At 75.6% G+C, this 21,268-nt stretch carries 9 protein-coding genes; all 9 read right to left on the minus strand.

Annotation, left to right across the window (positions count from 1 at the left end; all coding sequences use genetic code 11):
• Positions 1-51: 51 nt before the first annotated feature.
• A complete protein-coding gene (locus ACZ7JZ_RS16620) occupies positions 52-1,413 on the minus strand; it encodes a methylaspartate mutase (protein ID WP_470939147.1) in 1,362 nt (453 codons plus the stop codon).
• Positions 1,410-1,835: a cobalamin B12-binding domain-containing protein gene (locus tag ACZ7JZ_RS16625; RefSeq protein ID WP_470939150.1), complete on the minus strand. Its 426-nt coding sequence runs from the start codon at positions 1,833-1,835 to the stop codon at positions 1,410-1,412. Before ACZ7JZ_RS16625 ends, ACZ7JZ_RS16620 begins: the two co-directional genes overlap by 4 nt.
• A gap of 165 nt (positions 1,836-2,000) precedes the next feature.
• A complete protein-coding gene (locus ACZ7JZ_RS16630; RefSeq protein WP_470939153.1) occupies positions 2,001-2,207 on the minus strand; it encodes an MbtH family protein in 207 nt (68 codons plus the stop codon).
• Entirely contained in the window at positions 2,204-9,475 is a 7,272-nt protein-coding gene (locus ACZ7JZ_RS16635) for an amino acid adenylation domain-containing protein (RefSeq protein WP_470939156.1), read from the minus strand. The genes ACZ7JZ_RS16630 and ACZ7JZ_RS16635 overlap by 4 nt, the downstream gene beginning before the upstream one ends.
• 430 nt (positions 9,476-9,905) lie before the next feature.
• Positions 9,906-15,668 carry a condensation domain-containing protein gene (locus tag ACZ7JZ_RS16640; RefSeq protein WP_470939197.1) on the minus strand — a complete coding sequence of 1,921 codons (5,763 nt, stop codon included), beginning with the start codon at positions 15,666-15,668 and terminating at the stop codon, positions 9,906-9,908.
• Positions 15,669-15,762: 94 nt separating this feature from the next.
• Positions 15,763-17,667, minus strand: a complete 1,905-nt coding sequence (locus tag ACZ7JZ_RS16645) for a non-ribosomal peptide synthetase (RefSeq protein ID WP_470939159.1) — start codon at positions 17,665-17,667, stop codon at positions 15,763-15,765.
• Between the two features lie 6 nt (positions 17,668-17,673).
• The gene (locus ACZ7JZ_RS16650; protein WP_470939162.1) at positions 17,674-18,708 is read right to left on the minus strand and encodes a TauD/TfdA family dioxygenase; all 1,035 of its coding nucleotides are present in this window, start codon (positions 18,706-18,708) and stop codon (positions 17,674-17,676) included.
• 85 nt (positions 18,709-18,793) lie between these two features.
• Positions 18,794-19,570, minus strand: coding sequence for a thioesterase II family protein (locus tag ACZ7JZ_RS16655; protein ID WP_470939165.1), 777 nt, complete (start codon positions 19,568-19,570; stop codon positions 18,794-18,796).
• A partial coding sequence (locus ACZ7JZ_RS16660; protein ID WP_470939168.1) for a non-ribosomal peptide synthetase occupies positions 19,567-21,268 on the minus strand: 1,702 nt, incomplete at its 5' end. The genes ACZ7JZ_RS16660 and ACZ7JZ_RS16655, both read right to left, overlap by 4 nt.

Consider the following 21,268-nt stretch of genomic DNA (forward strand, 5'->3'; position numbering starts at 1 on the left):
GGATCGGACGGGACCGGCACGTCAGGGGTGCGGGCGGGTGGTGCCCGCGGGTCAGGCGGGGGCGGTGAGCTCCGCGGGGAGGGCGTCGTACCGGGCGGCCAGGCCGTGGACGGCGGCCAGCAGGCCGTCCGAGGTCAGGGCGGAGCGGCCGCCCGCCACCAGGGACGGGGCCACCGGCATCGCCCCCGCGTCGGACCAGCGCAGCCGGCCGCCCGGGTCGACGAAGCTGCGGGACCGGCCCGCGTTGTCGGGGTGCAGGCAGAACGGGACGTCGAGGTAGCCGCGGGCGAAGGCGGTCCGCAGGGCCCGGCCGGTGTCCGGGCCGAGTTCGAGCACCGCCTCCACGAAGGCGCGCGCCTCCGCGTAGACCTCGCTGTCCCCGTCGGCGCCGTCCCCGCGGTACGCGCCCCCGCTGCCGTTCGCGCCGGGGGCGTCCGTCAGCACGGCCGTCGACGCGGCGGTCTCCAGCGCCTCGACGTTCTCCCCGACCGTCGGGATGCGGTGGGCCTCCGCCGCGGTCTTGACGATCAGCCGGTGCGCGCCCGCGCGGACCGCGAGCCGGGCCGAGGCCTCCAGCAGCCGCACGGCACCGTGCCGGGTGCGCGGGTAGACGCCCATGTACGTGTAGAGGACCACGTGCCGGTCCACCTCCGGCGGCAGGAACTCCGCCGCCAGCCGCCGCAGCGCCCGTACCGCCTCCTCGTCCTGGGCGGGGTCCGTCTGCTGCGCGTAGCTCAGCGACACGCTGCGGATGCCGTGCTGCACGAAGAACAGCCCCTCCAGGAGGCTGAGCGCCACCAGCAGGCCCGGCGGGCACAGCTGGCCGAGCATGCAGCCGCCGAAGCTCTCCAGGTGCGCCACCCGGGGGGCGGGCACCAGGGACGCGAGGAGTTCGCAGCCCCGCGCCCAGTTCTCCACCGAGTCGGCCAGCGGGGTGCGCCCGTACGGCAGGCAGTACGAGACCGGGCCGCCCTCGGTGGCGTCGAGCCCGGCCGCGGCCAGGGACCGGATGATCGCCTCCGGGTGCGAGGAGCCGTGCCGGACCTGGACCGGGAACGTCTCGTCGAGCACCCCGGCCAGCAGCCGGCGGGTCCGGGCCGCGGGGTGGGTGGCGATCGGGTAGCCGTTGAGCGGTACGCCCTCGGCGAGGGAGGCGCGGGCCGCCTCCTGGTCGCCCACGCGCGTGTAGCTGTCGATGGTGAGGGTGCCGACCGTGGTGGCGGCCGCGGCCTTCGTGGCCTCCAGCCCGCTGCGCATCCGGCGCGGGTCGCAGAAGCCCATCCGCGGCTGGACCACCAGCCGGCCGGCCGCCGCGGCCTCCGCCACGAAGGCGCCGAAGGAGGGGGCCGGGCCGGAGCCCCGGCCGCCCGCGGCGGCCGGCCGGGCGGGGGCGGTGAGGGTCGCGGAGCTCATGCCGTGGCCCGCACGGGCGGGAACTGCGCCGACAGGTCCGCCACGAAGGTGCGCAGGGCGTCGGTGTTCCCGTCGTCGAAGACCGCGTCGCAGCCGGCCTCCGTGAGCCGGGCGGCGCGCTCGGGGTCCCGGGTGCCGGCCACCCCGAGCTTGCCGCCGATGACCACCGGGAGCCCGGCGAACGCCCGCTCGGAGCGCAGCCGCCGGACGGCCGAGAGGCCGTCGCGGTAGCCGTGCCCGTTGACGCTGCTGATGACCACCAGGCCGGGGGCGTGCTCGTGGCAGCCGGCGGCGAGGAGGTCGTCCGTCACACACGGGCCGAGGTTGACGACCCGGTGCCCCAGCTCTTCGAGAAGGAGCTGCAGATAAACCAGATTCCAGGTGTGGGAATCCGACGCGGTGCCGGTCAGCAGAATCTTCATGGCTCAAAAATAGGTCAGCCCGAAAAGGGTGAGGGGAAGTTCCGGCGGCAGAAAGCGGGAAGAGTGGAGAGCGGCAGGGGAGTGCGGGGGCGGAAAGCGAAAGGCCGTGCCCCGCAGCGGGCAGCTGCGGGGCACGGCCGGAATTCCGGGGTGGTGCGGGAGGGGTCAGGCGTACTGGGCGACCAGGCTCTTGGGCCGGATGTCCGTCCAGTTCTCCTCTACGTAGGAGAGGGCGGCGGCGCGGGTCGCCTCGCTGAGCACCACGTCCCAGCCTGCGGGAACGTCCGCGAAGGTGGGCCACAGGGCGTGCTGCCCCTCGGCGTTGACCACGACGTGGAACGTGCCCTCGGTGTCGTCGAACGGGTTCGTCATGACTGGCTCCTCGATTCCAGCGCCGATTCCACGGCGGTGTCCATTGAATTGATTTCTTCGAGTTTCTCGAAAATGATCCTGCCGATTTCCGCGAGGGGGGCCGGCTCGGTCATTTCCAGATGTGCGGCGGCTATCGTGTGGTTTTCCAGCGGGCCCTCGATGAAGGGCCGCCAGGAGTGTGCGAGCGAATCGGCCGGCTCGCCGGGTCGCAGCGCCGTGAAGAACACCGTCTCCGCGGCCTCCGCAGGCTGCGGCACGTGGCGGGCCATCAGTGCCGCGTGGGTGCGCGAGGCGTGCGCCACCGCCCGCAGCTCGGCGTCCGTGAACCCGGCCAGCACCGGGTCGAGCAGCGGACCGGGGGCCGGCTCCCGCGCGGGGTCCGCCCCGGCGGCGGCCGCCCGCTCGGCCTCCTCCGCCTCCCGCAGCGCCTGGGCGTGCAGGGCGCTGCCCGGACCGGTCTGGTGGACGTCCATCAGGCCCAGCAGCTCGACCCGCTCGCCCAGCTCCGCCAGCCGCACGGCCATCGCCTGGGCCACCGTGCCGCCGAAGGACCAGCCCAGCAGCCGGTACGGGCCCCAGGGCTGGACCAGCCGGATCCGCTCCACGTAGTCCGCGGCCATCTCCGCCACGCTGCGCGGGGCGTGCCCCGGCTCGCTGAGCGCGCGGGCCTGGAGGGCGTACAGCGGCTGCTCCGGGCCCAGGTGCCGGGCCAGGCCCGCGTACGACCAGCCGACGCCGGTCCCGGGGTGGACGCAGAACAGCGGCCGGCGGGTGCCGCGGGTGCTCAGCGGCAGCAGCACCCCCATCGCGCTGCCGTCCGCGCCCGAGCCCGCCGGGTCGCCGGTGGCCCGCAGCAGCCCGGCCACGGTCGGGGTGCGGAACAGGTCGCGGACCGTGCGCTCGATACCGAGGACCGTCCGCATCCGGCTCACCAGCCGCACACCGAGCAGCGAATGGCCGCCCAGGGCGAAGAAGTTGTCGTCGATGCCGACCTCGGCCACCCCGAGGATCTCGGCGAACAGCCCGCACAGCACCGCCTCGCGGGGGTTGCGCGGACCCCGTCCGGCGGCGGCGCGGTGCGCCGGGGCGGGCAGGGCCGCCCGGTCGGGCTTGCCGTTCACGGTCAGCGGGACCGCGTCCAGCACGACCACCGCCGACGGCACCAGGTGCGCGGGGAGTTCGGCCGCGGCGGCGGCCAGCAGCTCCGCCTCGGTGACCGAGCCCCCGGCCCGCGGGACCACGTACCCGACGAGCTGCTTCTCGCCCGGCCGGTCCTCACGGACCGTCACCACCGCCTGTCCGACGGCGGGATGGCGGGCCAGGGCCTCCTCTGCCTCGCCGGGCTCGATGCGGAACCCGCGGAGCTTGACCTGCCCGTCGGCCCGCCCCAGGAAGCGCAGTTCGCCCTCCGGGGTCCAGCACACCAGGTCGCCGGTGCGGTACATCCGCGAGCCGTCCGCGGCGAACGGGTCCGCGAGGAACCGCTCGGCGGTCATCCCCGGCCGCCCCAGGTAGCCGCGGGCCACGTGGGAGCCGGACACGTACAGCTCGCCGGGGGCGCCCACGGGCACCGGGCGCAGCCGCGCGTCGAGCACGTAGCTGCGGGTGTTGTCCATCGGCCGGCCCAGGTGCACCCCGTCGAGGGTGCGCAGGTCCGTCCCGAAGCGCTGGTTGTGGGAGGCGAAGGTGGTCTCCGTGGGCCCGTACGAGTGCACGAGCACCGTGTCGGGGCAGTGCTCCAGGACCCGCCGCAGCGCGGTGGGGGAGGCCGCGTCCCCGCCCGTCCACACCTCTTCGAGGAGGCGCAGGGTGTCGAGGCCCTCGTCGGCCATCACGTGGAACAGGCCCATCGTGAAGTACGCAGCCGTGACGCGGTGTTCGCGGATCGTGCGGTCCAGCCCGGCGAGGTCGGCCCCGTCGCCCGGGGCGATCACCAGCTCCCCGCCGTGCAGCAGCGGCACCCACAGCTCGTACGTCGAGGCGTCGAAGCCGATGGCCGAGTGGACCAGCATCCGGCGGTGGCTGACGGGGTCCCAGATCCGGTCGGCGGCCAGTTCGGCCACGTTGCGGTGGGTCACCCCGACGGCCTTCGGGCGGCCGGTGGAGCCCGAGGTGAACATCACGTACATCAGGGACTCGTCCGGGACCTCGACCTGCGGGGCGGCCGGCGCCGGGCCCTGCCCTGCGGGCGCGGCGCCGGCCGCCGCCAGGACCGGCAGCCCCGCCTCCCGCGCCTGCGCCGCCGCGGGGGAGTCCGCGCCCGCCGCGTCCGTCAGCAGCACCGCCGCCCCCGAGTCCGCCAGCATCACGGCGGTCCGGGCCCGCGGCAGCCGCGGGTCGAGCGGTACGTACGCCGCCCCGCACTTGAGGGCCGCGAGGGCGGCGGCCACCAGCAGCGGGCCGCGCTCCAACAGCAGCCCCACCGCGGCGCCCGCAGCCGCCCCGGCCACCCGCAGGCGGTGCGCCAACCCATCGGCGGCGCGGTCGAGTTCGGCGTACGTCAGGGTCTGCGCGCCGAAGGTCACCGCGGGGGCGCCGGGGGTCCGGCGGGCCTGCGCGGCGAACAGCTCGTGCACGGGCGCCCGCGAGGTCCGCTCGGCGGCGGTGTCGTTGAACTCCGCCAGCAGCAGGCGCTCCTCCTGCGGGCTCAGCAGCCCGATCTCCCCGATCGGCAGGTCCGGGTCGGCCGCCACGGCCTCCAGGGTGTCCGCCAGGTGCCGGGCGAGCAGCGCGGCCGTGGCCGGGTCGTACAGGTCGGCGGCGTACTCCAGCCCGCCGGACAGCCCGGCCGGGGCCCCGTCCGCGTCCCGGGCCTCCCACAGGGCCAGGGTCATGTCGAACTTGGTCGACGCCGCCTCGACGGGGACCGGCGTCCCGGACAGCGCCGCGGAGCCCGCTCCCGCATCCGCTGCGTAGTCGTGGTGCAGCTGGACGACCACCTGCACCAGCGGGTGGTGGGCCGTGGTGCGGCGCGGGTTCAGGTGCTCCACGAGCCGGTCGAACGGCAGCTCCTGGTGGGCGTACGCGGCGAGGTCCGTGTCCCGCACCCGCTCCAGCAGCTCCCGGAAGGCCGGGTTCCCCGAGGTGTCCGTACGCAGCACGAGGGTGTTGACGAAGAAGCCCACCAGCCCCCCGAGCGCCTCGTCCTCGCGGCCCGCCGCCATCGTGCCCAGCGGCAGGTCCGTGCCCGCGCCGTGCCGGGTCAGCGTCGCGGCCAGCGCGGCCTGCACCACCATGAACAGCGAAGCGCCGTGCTCGCGGGCCAGGGCGGCCAGTGCCCGGTGCGTCGGTGCGCCGAGGGCCAGCGGCACCTGCGCGCCCCGGTGCGAGGCCTCGGCCGGCCGGGTGCGGGCCGCGGGCAGCTCCAGCACGGGCGGGGCCCCGGCCAGCTGCCGCGACCAGAACTCCAGGTCCGCCGCGCTCTGCCCGCCCTCCAGGGCGGCCAGCTGCCAGAGGGTGAAGTCCGCGTACTGCACGGGCAGCGGCTCCCAGTCCGGGGCGGCGCCCGCCAGCCGGGCCGTGTACGCCCGGGTCAGGTCGGCCAGCAGCGGACCGGTGGACCAGCCGTCCCCGGCGATGTGGTGCAGCAGCAGGACGAGCACCTGCCCGCTGTCGTCGCCGGGCTCCACCAGCCAGGCGCGCAGGGGCAGTTCGCGGGCCAGGTCGAAGACGTACCCGGTGGCGGCGGCCAGCTCCCCGGCCAGGTCGCCGGGCCCGGCGGCCACGAGCTCCAGCTCCGGGCGGGCGGACTCCAGCACCTGCTGGTACGGCTCCCCGTCCACTGCCGGGTACACGGTGCGCAGCACCTCGTGGCGGTCGGCGAGGTCGGCCAGCGCGGCACGCAGGGCCTCCGGGTCCAGCGGCTGCCCCGGGCGCATCACCATCGGGATGTTGTACGAGGCGCTCGGCCCCTCCAGCTCGTTGATGAACCACAGCCGGCGCTGGGCGTAGGACAGCGGCAGCCGCCCGGGCCGCTCGGCGGCCCGCACCAGGCGGCGGGCGGGCGCCTGGGCGCGGTCCGCGGCCTGTGCCTCCCCGGGCCCGGCGGCCGGTGCCGGGGCCTGCGCCCCCGTCTCTGCTCCCGCGTCCCCGTCCGCTCCGGCCCCCGTACCGCCCGCCGCCGGCTGCGCGCCGGCGATGCGGCGGGCCAGGGCGGCCGGGGTCGGGGCGAGGAACAGGTCGCGGATGCGGACCTCCGCCCCGAGCAGCGCACGGATCCGGTTGGCGAGCCGGACACCGGACATGGAGTGCCCGCCGATGGCGAAGAAGTCCTCGTCCGCGCCGACGTGTTCGACTCCGAGGATCTCGGCGAACAGCCGCCGCAGCTCCTCCTCGTGCGGGGCCGCCGCCCCGGCCGCCGCGGCCCCCGCCGCGGCGGACTCCGCCTCCCGGGCCGCGGCCAGGGCCGCGACGGTCTCCCGCCGCCGCTCCAGGCCCGCGCGCTCGTCCTCCGTGAGGAGGGCGGAGGCGTCCGCGGGGGCGCCGGGGTCGGCGGCGAAGGCGTGCAGGGTCCGCTCGAAGAGGTCCAGCAGCAGCCGGGCGGTGTCCTCCTCGAACAGGTCCGTCGCGTACTGGAACCAGACCTCCAGGCCGGCCGCCCCGCCCTCCGCGTCCCGCGCGTCCACGCACGAGGCCATCAGGTCGAACTTGGCCGCCTCCAGCCCGCTGGCCGCGAACCGCCCGGTCAGCGGCCCGAGCGCGATCTCCTCCGGCTGCCCGGAGCCGTTCTGCACGGTCAGCATCACCTGGAAGAGCGGGTGCCGGCCCAGCGCACGGCGCGGGCTGAGGTGCTCGACCAGCAGGTCGAAGGGCAGGTCCTGGTGGGCGTACGCGGCCAGGTCGGCGTCCCGGACCCGCTCCAGCAGCCCGCCGAAGCTGGGCTCCCCGCCCAGGTCGGTACGCAGGACGAGGGTGTTGACGAAGAAGCCGACCAGATCGTCGAGGGCCTCGTCCGAGCGGCCCGCGACCGGGGTGCCGAGGGCCACGTCCGGGCCCGCCCCGGCGGCGCCGAGGGTGAGGGCGAGGGCCGACTGGAGCACCATCAGCATGCTGGCGCCCCGCTCGGCGGCGGCCTGCACCAGCTGCTGCTGGACCGCGGGGGCGATCCGGGCGATCAGGGTGCGGCCCCGGTGCGAGGGCTCAGCGGGCCGCGGCCGGTCCAGGGGCAGGGCGGTGGCCTCGGGCAGCCCGTCGAGGGCGGTGCGCCAGTGCGCCAGCTGCCGGGAGAGCGCGGACTGCGGGTCCGCGGCGCTGCCGAGGGCCTCCTGCTGCCACAGGGTGTAGTCGGCGTACTGCACCGGCAGCGGCTCCCACTGCGGGGCCCCGCCGGCCAGCCGGGCCGCGTAGGCCTCGGACAGGTCGCGCAGCAGGGGGCCCACGGACCAGCCGTCGCCCGCCACGTGGTGCAGCAGCAGGACGAGCGTGGACCGCCCGTCGCCGGTGCGCAGGAGCCGTGCCCTCAGGGGCTGTTCACGGGTGAAGTCGAAGGTCTCCGAGGTGCAGGCCGCCACCCGCCCGGCAAGCTCCTGCGGGGTGCAGTCCTGCGCGTCGAACGGCAGCCGGGCCCCGTCCAGGACGTGCTGGTACGGCTCGCCCGCCGCGCCCGCGGCCGGGAAGACCGTCCGCAGCACCTCGTGCCGCCCGGCGAGGTCCCCGAGGGCCGCGGTCAGCGCCGACTCGTCGGGTACGCCGTCCAGCTCGACGACCACGGGCATGTTGTACGTGGCCGAGGGGCCCTCCATGCGGTTGAGCAGCCACAGCCGGCGCTGCGCGAACGACAGCGGTACCCGGTCCTCCTCCGGCAGCAGCTCCAGCCGCGGTTCGGGGTCCGTGGTGCGCAGCACCTTGCGGTCGATCTTCCCCGAGCTGGTCCGGGGCAGGGAGGGCACCAGCGCGAACACCGCGGGCACGGCCGCCGGCGGCAGCTTCTCCCGTACGCAGTCCCGCAGTTCGCCCGCACCCGTCCCCGGGACCGTCACCGCGAAGGCGACCAGCCGCTTGACCCCCTCGGCGTCCTGCTGGGCCACCACGGCCACCTCGCGCACCCCCGGGTGCCCGGTCAGGACCGATTCGACGGACGCCGGGTCGATGCGCTGCCCGCCGATCTTCACCTCGTCGTCGACGCGCCCGTGGTAGTCGATCTGGCCGTCGGCGCGGAAGGCCGCCACATCGCCCGTACGGTACGCCCGCTCGCCGCCGAGCTCCGTGAAGCGGCGGGCGTTGAGCTCGGGACGGCCCAGGTAGCCCCGGGTCAACCCGCCGCCCAGCAGCCACAGTTCGCCGTCCACCAGGGCCGCGCGGACCCCGGGCAGCGGCTTGCCGATGGGGACCGGGCCGCCCTCGTACCGGGACAGGTCGGCGACCGTCGAGACCACCGTGCACTCCGTCGGGCCGTACGCGTTCAGCAGCCGGATCCGGTCCCCGACGCCCTGGCACCACTGGGCGACGCGCTCGGGCAGCGCCGCCTCCCCGTAGATGATCACCGTGCGGAGGCAGTCGGGCAGGACGGCCAGCCCGGCGCCGACCGCGTACACCAGCTCGTGCCAGTACGCCGCCGGCAGGTCGAGCACGGTCACGCCGTGCTCGGCGCACCCGGCCAGCAGTTCCTGAACGTCGAGCATGTCCTCGGTGCGCAGGACGAGCACCCCGCCCGCACCCAGCGTCACGAACAGCTCCTGCACGCTCGCGTCGAAGTGCAGCGGGCTGAACTGCAGGACCCGGTCACCGGCGCCGATCCCGTAGGCGGGCCCCGCCCCGGCGACGAAGTGCGCCAGCGAGTCGTGGGCGACGACCACGCCGTTCGGGGTGCCCGTGGAACCGGAGGTGTAGATGACGTACGCCGCACCCTCCCCGACCCCCGGACCGCCGAGGACCAGCTCCCCGGCCGCGGCCACCTCGGCCGGGGCGGGGGCCGCGTCCCCGCAGCTGTCCGCGAGGATCGCGGCGTTGCGGGCGTCGGGCGCCTGCACGTCCAGCGGCAGGTAGGCGGCGCCGGTGCGCAGCACCGCCAGCAGGCCGACGACCACCTCGATCGAGCGGGGCCGGTGGACGCCGACCAGGCGGCCCGGTCCGGCCCCGGCCGCGGCCAGCTCGGCCGCCCGGGCGGCCACCGCCCCGGCCAGCTCCCCGTACGTCATCCGCTCCCGGCCGTGGACCAGGGCGAGCCGCTCGGGCCCGGCGGCGGCCTGGGCGTCGATCAGGTCGAGCACGTGCGGCGCGGGGAGCACCGGCGGGCCGCCGTCGAGGAGCTCGGGCTCGGGTGCGGGCATCGTCATTCCTCCAGGCAGGGGCGGGCGCAGGCGAGGGGTCGGGGCGGGTGGTGGGGGCGCTGTCGGTACGTCTCGCCTCCGTGCCACCACGCTAGACGCGCGTCAGCCCTGCGGCGGGCAGCCCTCCCGGCAGAACCGTCCCCCACACTGCCGCCCCCAACTGCCCCTCCCCCGAGGGGTCCTGCCCCCGACTCGTACCGCTGTTCCGTGCGCTCCGCGCCCGGTGCGCTCAATCGCCGCGCGGGCTTGATTTCCTCCCCCGACCCGCCCACCCCAGCCAAAACCAGCCCCGCCAGGGGGTCCCCCCGGACGAAGTCTGGGGGAGTTTGAGGCGCGGGGGTGTGGGGGCGAAGCCCCCGCTTCGGGAAGGGGAGGGTAGGGGAAGAGCCCCGCGCAGCGGTGGCTGGGCGGGGCTCCGGGGAGGGGCGGGTCAGGGGGTGCGGACCCGGGCCCCGCCCTGGGTGCGGCGCCGCAGCGCCGGCACAGCCGGCACCGGCGGCGGGGTGGGGATGAAGGACCGGGAGTCCGGCGCACCGGCACCGGCCCCCGCCATCTCCGCCAACCGCCCCGCCAGCCGCCCCGCCGTAGGAAAGCGGAACACCTCCCGCAGCGTGATCTCCCGCCCCAGATCGGCCCGCACCCGGTTGACCAGCTGCACCGCGAGCAGCGAATGCCCGCCCACCCGGAAGAAGTTGTCGTCCCGCCCCACGGACCGCCCGCCGAGCAGCTCCGAGAACAGCGCGGTGAGCTCGTCCTCCAGCGGGGACCCGGATTCCGCCCCGGCTTCCGCCCCGGCCCCGGCGGCGCCCGCCGCCCCCGGCTCGGGCAGCGCCCGGACGTCCGTCCGCCCGTCCGCCCCCACCGGCAGCACGGCCAGCACCGTCACCACCGCCGGTACCAGGTACTCCGGCAGCCGCCGCGCCGCCCAGGCCTGGAGCTCCGCCCCGTCGGCCGGGCGGGCGCCGCCCTCCGCCTGCACGTACGCCAGCAGCCGGTCACCGCGGACCACCGTGACGGCCCGTACCACCGCCGGGTGCGCCTCGAGTGCGGCCTCCACCCGGCCCGGCTCGACGGTGTACCCGTTCACCGAGTCCCCGCCCAGCCGCCGCAGCGCGCCGCCCGCGGTCCGTACCGCCCGCTCGCCCGTGCGCCGCATCCGCGCCCCGGGCGGGCCGAACGGGTCCGGCACCCACCCCGCGGCTTCAGACGCGGACGCGCTCCGCTCGTACACCTCACCCGGCACCCCCGCCGGCACCGGCCGCAGCAGCCCGTCCAGCAGGAGCAGCCCCTGCTCGGAGGAGCCCGCCGGAACCGGCCCCGGCACCGGCGCGCCCGGGTACTCCAGGTCCCCGATCCGCTGCCGCGGATCCGCGGCCACCGCCTCCAGCGTCAGCACCAGCCGCTCCGCGAGCAGCGCCGCCGTCACCGGGTCGAAGAGGTCGCAGGCGTACTCCAGTACGCCGTCCAGCCCGCCCGGCTCCCCGGCGCCGTCCCGGGTCTCGGTGAGCGCGAAGGTCAGGTCGGCCTTGGCACTGTGCGCGCCCACCGGCAGCTGGGTCCCGGCCAGCCGGTCCGCGCCGGCCTCCCGGCCGCCGCCCACGGGCGCGGCGTGCACCTGGAGCATGACCTGCACCAGCGGGTGGTGGGCCGAGGAGCGGTGCGGGTTGAGGTGTTCCACCAGCCGGTCGAAGGGCACGTCCTGGTGGCTGTACGCGGCGAGCCCGGCCTCCCGGACCCGGCCCAGCAGATCGGTGAACGACGGGTCCCCGGCGGTGTCGGTCCGCAGGACCAGCGTGTTCACGAAGAACCCGGCCAGCCGGTGCAGCGCGTCGTCGGCGCGGCCCGCGACCGTGGTCCCGAGGGCCAGGTCGGTACCCGATCCGTGCCGGGTCAGCACGGCCGCGAGGGCCGCCTGCACCACCATGAACAGCGTGGCCCCGTGCTCGTGCGCCGTCCGGGCCAGCCGCCGGTGCGCCTGCGCGCCCAGCGAGAAGGTCGTCAGCGCCCCGGTGTGGCTCGGCTCGGCCGGCCGGGGCCGGTCGACGGGCAGGTCCGTCAGCGGCGGCATCCCGCGCAACGCCTCTTCCCAGTGGGTGAGTTGGGTGGTGAGGAGGCTGTGGGGGTCGGTGGGGTCGCCGAGGAGGGTGTGCTGCCAGAGGGTGTAGTCGGAGTACTGGACGGGGAGGGGCTGCCAGGTGGGGGTGGTTTTCCGGGTGCGTGCGGTGTAGGCGTGGTTGAGGTCGTCGAGGAGGCAGCCGGTGGACCAGCCGTCTCCTGCGATGTGGTGGATGAGGAGGACGAGGGTCTGGGTTCCGGTGCTGGTGGTGTCGATGAGCCAGGCGCGGAAGGGGATCTCGGCGGCGAGGTCGAAGACGTGTCCGGCGGCGGTGTCCACGGCGCGTGCGGTGTGCTCCTCGTCGCTTGTGGTCACCAGGTCGAGGCGGGGGCGGACGTCGGTGCGGACCTCCTGGTACGGTTCGCCGGCCGCGGCCGGGTAGACCGTGCGCAGCACCTCGTGCCGCTCCGCCACATCGGCCAGCGCTTCGGCGAACGCCCGGGGCTCCAGCGGCTGTTCGAGCCTGCGCACCACCGGGATGTTGTACGTGGCGCTCGGCCCCTCCAGCTGCCCCGTGAACCACAGCCGGCGCTGCGCGTAGGACAGCGGCAGCCGCTCGGGCCGCTGGTCGGCCGGTACGGCGCGCAGGGCCGGGCGGGCCGCACCGGTGTCCGCCCGCTCCCCGAGCCGCCGGTGCAGGGCCGCCGCCGTCGGCGCGAGGAACAGGTCCCGGATCCCGGCCTCCACCCCGAGCACCGTACGGATCCGGTTGACCAGCTTGCTCGCCAGCAGCGAATGCCCACCGGAGCGGAAGAAGTTGTCGTCGGGCCCCACCAGGTCCCGGCCCAGCACCTCCGCGAACAGCCCGCACAGGATCTCCTCGCGCGGGTCCCGCTCGGCCCGCGGTCCGCCGCGGTCCGCCGCGCCCCCCGCGTCCGCAGCCGTGTCCCCGCCCCCGGTACCGGCCTGCGCCCCGGCGGCCGCGAGCCGCTCGCGGCGGGCGTCGAGCCCGCGCCGCTCCTCGCCGGACAGGAGCTCCAGCGCGCCGATCCGGCGCTCCGGTGTCCCGGCCGCGAAGGCCCGCAGGGCCCGTGCGTACAGGTCGAGCAGCAGCGCGGCGGTCTCCTCGTCGAACAGGTCCGTCGCGTACTGGACGCCGAGCTCCAGCCCCGCCGGAGTGCCGTCCGCCCCCCGCGCCTCGGCGCAGTGCACGGTCAGGTCGAACTTGGCCGCCGACAGGTCGGTGGAGGTGGGCCGCGCCGTCGCCCCGCCGATCCGTACCGGCGCCTCCTCGGCCGTGCCCAGGGTGAACATCACCTGGAAGAAGGGGTGGTGGGACAGGGCCCGGTCCGGGTTGAGGTGCTCGACCAGCAGGTCGAAGGGCAGGTCCTGGTGCGCGTACGCAGCCAGGTCGGCCTCCCGCACCCGGTCCAGCAGCTCGCCCAGCTCCGGATCGCCCGTGAGATCGGTACGCAGGACGAGGGAGTTGACGAAGAACCCGGCCAGCCCGTCCAGGGCCTGGTCCGGGCGGCCCCCGACCGGGGTGCCGACGGCCAGGTCCTCCCCGGCCCCCGCCGCCGACAGCGCCGCCGCCAGTGCGGCCCGCGCCACCATGAAGAAGGTGGCCTGCCGCTCCCTGCCCAGCGCCAGCAGCGCACGGTGCGTGTCCGCCCCGAGCCGGGTGCGCACCACGGCCCCGGTGTGGCTCGGCTCCGCGGGCCGCGGCCGGTCCGCAGGCAGCTCCGTCACCGCGGGAAGCCCCTCCAGAACCCCTTGCCAGTGGGTGAGTTGGGTGGTGAGGAGGCTGTGGGGGTCGGTGGGGTCGCCGAGGAGGGCGTGTTGCCAGAGGGTGTAGTCGGAGTACTGGACGGGGAGGGGCTGCCAGGTGGGGGTGGTCTTCCGGGTGCGTGCGGTGTAGGCGTGGTTGAGGTCGTCGAGGAGGCAGCCGGTGGACCAGCCGTCTCCTGCGATGTGGTGGATGAGGAGGACGAGGGTCTGGGTTCCGGTGCTGGTGGTGTCGATGAGCCAGGCGCGGAAGGGGATCTCGGCGGCGAGGTCGAAGACGTGTCCGGCGGCGGTGTCCACGGCGCGTGCGGTGTGCTCCTCGTCGCTTGTGGTCACCAGGTCGAGGCGGGGGCGGACGTCGGTGCGGACCTCCTGGTACGGTTCGCCGGCCGCGGCCGGGTAGACCGTGCGCAACACCTCGTGCCGCTCCGCCACATCGGCCAGCGCCGCCGCCAGCACCCCCGCGTCCAGACGCCCGTCCAACGGCAGCACCACGGGGATGTTGTACGACCGGCTCGGCCCCTCCAACTGCCCGACCAGCCACAGCCGGCGCTGCGCGTAGGACAGCGGCAGCCGCTCGGGCCGCTGGCCGGCCGGTACGGCGCGCAGGGCCGGGCGCGCCACCGCCGCCCCCTCCTGCTCCCCGATCCGACGGCACAGCCCCGCCGCCGTCGGCGCGAGGAACAGGTCCCGGATGCCCAGCTCCACCCCGAGCACCGTACGGATCCGGTTGACCAGCTTGCTCGCCAGCAGCGAATGCCCGCCGATCTTGAAGAAGCTCTCCTGCGGACCCACCAGGTCGCGGCCCAGCACCTCCGCGAACAGCCCGCACACCAGCTCCTCGCGCGGGGACGGCGCCCCGCGCCCCGCACCCGCCCCGCCGGGGCCCGCCTCCGCCTCGCGCCGCGCCGCGGCGGCGGCCCCGGCCTCCGCTGCCAGCGCGGCCAGCCGCTCGTGCCGGGCTGCGAGCTCCCGCTCCTCCTCGCCTGCCAGCAGTCCGAGCGCGCCCAGCCGGGCCCCCGGGCGCTGCGCGAAGGCGTCCAGCGCCCGTCCGAACAGCTCCAGCAGCAGCCGGGCCGTGCCCTCGTCGAACAGGTCCGTCGCGTACTGGAAGCCGATCTCCAGCCCGTCCGGCAGCCCGTCCGGCCCCTGCCGCGGGGCGCAGTGCGCCGTCAGGTCGAACTTGGCCGCCGCCAGGTCCGCCGAGGCCTGCTCCCCGGTGAGCGGCCCCAGCCGCACCGGCTGCTCCGCGTCCGCCTGGAGGGTCAGCATCACCTGGAAGAAGGGGTGGTGGGCGAGGTCCCGGTCGGGGTTGAGGTGCTCGACGAGCAGATCGAAGGGCAGGTCCTCGTGGGCGTACGCCGCGAGGTCCGACTCCCTTACCCGGCCGATCAGTTCGCCGACGGTCGGGTCCCCGGACAGGTCCGTGCGCAGCACGAGCGAGTTGACGAAGAAGCCCACCAGCTCGTGCAGGTCCTCCTCCGGGCGGCCCGCGACCGGGGTGCCGATCGCCAGGTCCTCTCCGGCCCCCGCCGCCGACAGCGCCGCCGCGAGGGCCGTGCGCACCACCATGAACAGGCTGGCCCCCCGCTCCCGGGCCAGTTCCAGCAGCCCCCGGTGGGTTGCCGCCGCGACCGGGGCGGTCACGGTGGCCCCCCGGTGCGTGGGCTCCGCGGGCCGGGGCCGGTCCGCGGGCAGGGCCGTCAGTGCGGGCAGGCCCGCCAGGGCGGTGCGCCAGTGCGCCAGCTGCTCCGCGGCCAGGCTGCCGGGGTCCGCGGGGTCGCCCAGCATCTCGTGCTGCCATTCGGCGAAATCGGCGTACTGGACGGGGAGTTCCTCCCAGCCGGGGGCCCGTCCGGCCAGCCGGGCCGCGTAGGCCGTGCCGAGGTCGCGCAGGAGCGGGCCCAGCGACCAGCCGTCCGTGGCCACGTGGTGGATCAGCAGGACGAGCACGCTCGCGCAGCCGGCACCGCCGACCGCCCCGGCCCCGCTCCCGTCCTCCTCCGGTACGAACACGGCGGCCCGGACGGGCAGGTCCGTGCCGATGTCGAAGGACTGCCGGGTGAACTCGTGCACCAGCGAGTCGAGTTCACCGGCGGGGCAGTCCCGTACGGAGAGGGGTACCGCCGTCTGCGCCGCCACCTGCTGGTGCGGCTCCGCGTCCGGCCCCGCCGGGTACACCGTGCGCAGCACCTCGTGCCGCGCGGTGAGGTCGGCGAGGGCCGCGCCGAGCGCGTCCCGGTCCGGGACCCCGTCCAGCCGCAGCACGACGGGCGCGTTGTAGGTCGAGGACGGGCCTTCGAGCCGGTTCAGGAACCACAGTCGGCGCTGTGCGAAGGACAGGGGGATCACGGTCATTCCTCAGGGGTCGGCAGGCAGCGGGCGGGGGAGGAGGGGAGGGGGCGGGGGAGGGGAGGGGAGGAGAAGGGCGGCGGCCGGTGCCGGCTCAGGACCCGTCGCGCGCGGCCAGCAGCTCCCCGATGTGCGAGGCCAGGTCGCGCAGGCGCGGGTTCGCGTACACCGCCTTCACGGGCAGGGCCACGGACAGCTCCGCCCGGACCCGCGAGACCAGCTTGATCGCGAGCAGCGAGTGCCCGCCCAGCTTGAAGAAGTTGTCCTCGGGGCCGATCCGGGAGGCGCCCAGCACGGTGGCCCACACCCGGCCGATCAGCTCCTCCACCTCCCCGGACAGCTCCCCGCCGGCGGCCGCGGGCCCGGCGGGCTCCAGGACCGGGGCGGGCAGCGCGGCCCGGTCCAGCTTGCCGCTCGGCGTGGTCGGGAAGCGGTCCAGCGCGGTGAAGGCAGCGGGCACCATGTACGCGGGCAGCTCGGCGGCGAGCAGCTCCCGCAGCCCGGCGGGCTCGACGGCCGCACCGGCGGCCGGACGGTAGTACGCGGCCAGGCCCGGTGCCCCGCCCAGGTCCTCGCGGACCGTGACGGCGGCCTCCGCGATCCCGGGTACGCGGGTCAGGGCGGCCTCGATCTCGGGGAGTTCGATGCGGTGGCCGCGCAGCTTCACCTGGCCGTCGGCGCGGCCCAGGTACACGAGCCGGCCGTCGGGCAGCAGCCGGCAGAGGTCGCCGGTGCGGTACATGCGCCCGCCGCCCGCCGGGTCCTCGGTGTCGGGCAGGAAGCGCTCGGCGGTCAGGCCGGGGCGCCGCCGGTAGCCGCGGGCCAGCCGCCCGCCCGCGAGGTACAGCTCACCCGTCTCGCCGAAGCCCACCGGCCGCAGCGCGGCGTCCAGCAGCCGCATCCGCAGGCCGGGCAGGACCCGGCCGATGTGCGGGACGGAGTCCGCGCCGGACAGGTCGCACGCACCGCCCGCGCCGGTGTGCTCCGCGCCGGGACCGGCGCCGATCCAGCCCGCCGTGGCGTCGACGGTGCACTCGGTGGGCCCGTACACGTTGACCGCGCGCAGTACCCCGGCGGCGGAGCGGGCCCCGATCCGCTCCCACAGGGCGGGGCCGATGGCCTCGCCGCCGATGAGCAGGGTCAGCGGGCGCGGCCCGCCGTCCGCGGTCAGCAGGTCCAGCAGCGGGTCGGCGTGCGAGGGGGTGATGTCCAGGTCGGTCAGGGCCTGGGCGTCGATGAAGGCGGCGAGCAGCGCCGGGTCCTGGCGGGTCTCCTCGTCGATCATCACCAGGGTGTCCCCGCGGCACAGCCGCACCCACTGCTGCACGGAGGCGTCGAAGGACGGGGAGGCGTTCCAGCCGACCCGGCCGCCGTCGGTGACGGCGATCCCGGCGCCCTCCAGCTCGGCCAGCAGCGCGGACGCGGCCGCCCGGCCGATCTCCACGCCCTTGGGGCGGCCCGTGGAGCCGGAGGTGTAGATGACGTACGCCAGGGCGTCACCGGGCACGGGCACGGGCCGGAACTCCGGCGCCGGTCCCGCGTCCGCCGGGGCCAGGGCCTCCGGGCCCTCGCCCCAGGGCGCGGTCAGCGCGTCCACGGCCAGGTGCGGGACCCCCGCGCTGAGCTCGGCGGCTCCGGTGCCGGGGACCACGACCAGGTCGGCGCCCGCGTCCTCGACCAGGTAGCGCTGCCGCTCGGCGGGCAGCTTCGGGTCCACGGGCAGGTACGCGGCGCCCGCGGTCAGGGTGCCGATGAGCAGGGCGACCAGGTCGGCGCCGCGCGGCAGGCTGAGGGCCACCACGCTCTCGGGGCCGATGCCCCGGGCCGCGAGGCGGGCGGCGATGCGGGCGGCCTCGGCACGCAGCTGCGCGAAGTCGAGGCCGCGGTCGGCGGCGGCCACGGCCGGCCGGCCGGCGGGCACGGCGGCGAGGCGGTCGAGGAGGTCGGCGGCACCGGTCGCGGTGCGGGCCTCGGGACGCTCGGGAAGAACGGCGGTCATCTCGGATCACTCCCCGTACAGGGCGGTCGAAGGGGCGGTCTCGGGCTTGCAGTCGGCGAGGGCGACGGGCTCGCCCATGGCGACGAGGATCTTGCGGTCGCCGGCGAAGGCCTCGCGGCCGTGGGCGCACAGGATGTTGTCGACGAGCATCACGTCGCCCTGCTGCCAGGTCTCGCGGACGGTGACCCGGTCGTAGACCTCGTTGATGGCGTCCACCTCGGCGTCGGTCAGCGCGGTACCGTCGCCCAGGTAGGTGTTGAAGGGCAGGCTGTCCGCCCCGTACGTCTCCACGAGCACCTCGCGGACGTCCTCGTCCAGCGTGCGGCTGTTCCAGAAGGCGAAGTGGTTGAACCACACCTTCTCGCCCGTCACCGGGTGCGTCACGATCGCCGAGCGCCGCTGCCGCGTGCGCATCGTCTCCTCGTCCACCCACTCGTAACCCACCGTGTTCTCACGGCAGTACGCCTCGGCGACGGCCTTGTCCTCGGTGGCGAAGGTCTTGTACCAGGGCAGCCCGGCCAGCTCCGAATAGGTCCGTACGAGCAGCCAGCCGGCCCGCGCGAACCGCTCGGCGAGGTCCGCCGGGAGCAGCCGCAGCGCCTCGCGCATGTCCCCGACGGTGGTGGCCCCGCCCTCGGCCGGCGCGGTCACGCAGCCGAAGAGCAGGACGCCCGGGAAGTCGAGGGTGTAGCTGTTCTCGTTGTGCAGCCGGATGGGCTGCACGGCAGGCAGGTCGGTCGAGGAGAACACGCCCTCGCCGAAGTCGGTGCGCGGGGTGGCCTTCTCCTTGTACCCGGCGCGCTCCTGGATCAGGGCGTCCCGGGCCTCGGCGAAGGAGGCGGCGTCGCTGACGGGCAGGCCGCGCAGCAGCACGGCGCCCGAGCGGTGCAGCTCGGCCTGGATGGCGGCCCGCTGGGAGTCCAGCCAGGCGGTGGCCTCGCCCATGGTCGCGAACGCGGGGGTGTTGACGATCACGGGCTTCCCGGGCTCGCGCACCGGGTCGATGCCGGTGGCGGCGGCGGAGTCGGCGAGGGCGGTCATGTCGGTTCCTTAGAAGTCCGGTTCCGGTGCGGAACGTGCGGGGAGGGGGCGGGGCAGGGCGGGGACGGGGTGCGGCGGGGCCGGCTCAGGCGGCGGCCGGCGCGGCCTGGGCCAGCACCGGGTTCAGCACCCCGAAGAAGGTCTCCAGCTGCCCCTGGAAGTAGAAGTGGCCGCCGGAGAGCACCTCCAGCGCGAACGGACGCTCCGTCACCTGCGCCCAGTGGTGCAGGGATTCGGCGGGCGCCACCGGGTCGGCGTCGCCGCCGATCACCGTGACCGGGCAGTCCACGCGGGCCGCCGGGTCGGCGCAGCGGTACACGTCGTCGATGGCGAAGTCCGCGCGGATGGACGGCAGGACGATCTCGCGCAGCTCCGGCTCGTCGAGGATCCCGTCGTCGGTGCCGCCGCGCTCCTTGATGGCGGCCACCAGCTCGTCGTCGTCCAGCCGCTCCGGGTACACGGCGCAGGGGTTCGCGAGGAAGGGGGCCCGGCAGGCCGAGGCCACCAGGGCCAGCGGGGTGCGCCCGGCGGCCTGGAGGGTGCGGACCACCTCGAAGGCCACCAGCGAGCCCATGCTGTGCCCGAGGACCACGAGGTCGCCGGTGTCCGCGGGGAGCGCGGCCACCACGGGACCCGCCAGGTCGTCCACGGACTCCGGGAGCGGCTCCGAGAAGCGGGCGCCGCGCCCCGGGTACTGGCCGATCAGCAGCCGCACGTCGGCCGGCAGGTGGGCGCGCCACTCGGCGTAGGCGTGGGCGTTGCCTCCGGCGTGCGGGAGCACCAGCAGCGACAGGCGGTGCGGGGCGCTGCCCGGCAGGTCCCAGACGACGTCCTCGGGCGCGGGGTGCGGGGCGTGGCTCATGAACTACTCCGAATCGTCTCGGTCATCTCGGTCATCTGGTGCGGCTGCGGCGTCTGGTGGGGCGCCTGGTTCAACTGGTCTGCGGTGGTGCCCTGTTCGCGGTTCTGGGTGCGGCGGCGCAGGGCCGGGCGGGCCCGCGGGGCCGGTGCGGACTCCCGGGCCGCCAGCCGGACGGCGAGGGCGGCCGGGGTGGGGTCCTGGAAGATGTCGCGGGTGGTCAGGCGGGTACCGAGCGTGGCGCCGATCCGGCTGGTCAGGCGGGAGGCGAGCAGGGAGTGGCCGCCGAGGTCGAAGAAGCTGTCGTCGATGGTCGGCGTCCCCGCGGCCGCGGGCAGGACCTCGGCGAACAGCCGGCACAGGGTCTCTTCGAGCGGGGTCCGCGGAGCCCGGCCGGCCCGGTCGGCGGCGGCCGGCCCGGGATCGGGCAGGGCCCGCTTGTCGATCTTCCCGTTGGCGGTCAGCGGGAGCCGCTCCAGGGCCACCACCTGCGCCGGCACCATGTGCTCCGGCAGCAGCCGGCGCAGCTGCTCCCGCAGGGCCCGGGGCTCCTGGGCGGGCTGCGCGGGATCCGGTACGACGTACCCGACCAGGCGCTTGGCGCCCGGCGCGTCCTCCCGGGCCACGACCACCGCCTGCGCCACCGGGGCCAGGCCCAGCAGGGCCGCCTCGACCTCCCCGAGCTCCACGCGGAACCCGCGGATCTTCACCTGCTCGTCGGCCCGGCCGACGTACTCCAGCTCCCCGTCCGCGCGCCTGCGGACCAGATCCCCGGTGCGGTAGAGGCGGGTGCCGGGGGGTCCGTAGGGGTTGGGGGTGAAGTGGGTTGCGGTGGTGGTGGGTTGGTGGTGGTAGCCGTGGGCGATGCCGTGTCCGGTGAGGTAGAGCTCGCCGGTGGTTCCGGGGGGTGTGGGGTTCAGGTGGGTGTCGAGGATGTAGGCGTGTTTGTTGGTGAGGGGGGTGCCGATGGGGTGGGTGGTGGGTGGTGTGGTGGTGGGTTGGATGGTGTGGGTGGTGGTGAAGCCCATGGATTCGGCGGGGCCGTAGCCGTTGGTGATGGTGAGGTGGGGGTGGTGTTGGTGGAGTTTGTGGGTGTGGGTGGGGGAGGCGGGTTCGCCGCCGGTGTAGGTGGTGTGGGTGTGGGTGAAGGTGTCGGGGTGTTCGTCGGTGAGGTAGTTGAAGAGGCTGGAGGAGAGTTGGAGCATCGTCACCTTGTGGCGGGTGGCGAGTTCGTTGATGTGGGTGGGTTCGGGGCGTTGGCCGGGTTGGAGGATGGTGGTGCCGCCGTGGAGGAGGGCGCCCCAGTATTCGAGGCTGAAGGCGTCCCAGGAGACGGGTGAGCACTGGAGGAAGGTTTCGGTGGGTCCGAAGGTGCAGTAGGTCTGGGCGGTGAGGGTGGAGGTGAGGTTGCGGTGGGAGGAGAGGATGCCTTTGGGGCGTCCGGTGGAGCCGGAGGTGAACATGACGCAGGCGATGTCGTCGCCGGTGACGGGCAGGCCGGGGTTGTGGGTGCGGTGTTCGTGGTGGTCGTCGCCGGTCAGGACGGTGGTCCAGGGTCCGTTGATGCGGTGGTGTTGTGTGGTGTCGGTGATGAGGGTGGTGATGGCGGCTTGTTCGGCGGTGGCGGCGAGTCGCTGGTCGGGGAAGTCGGGGTCGAGGAGGGCGTATCCGGCGCCGGTTTTGGTGACGGCGAGGAGGGAT

The organism is Streptomyces sp. NPDC038213 (genome assembly GCF_055600495.1).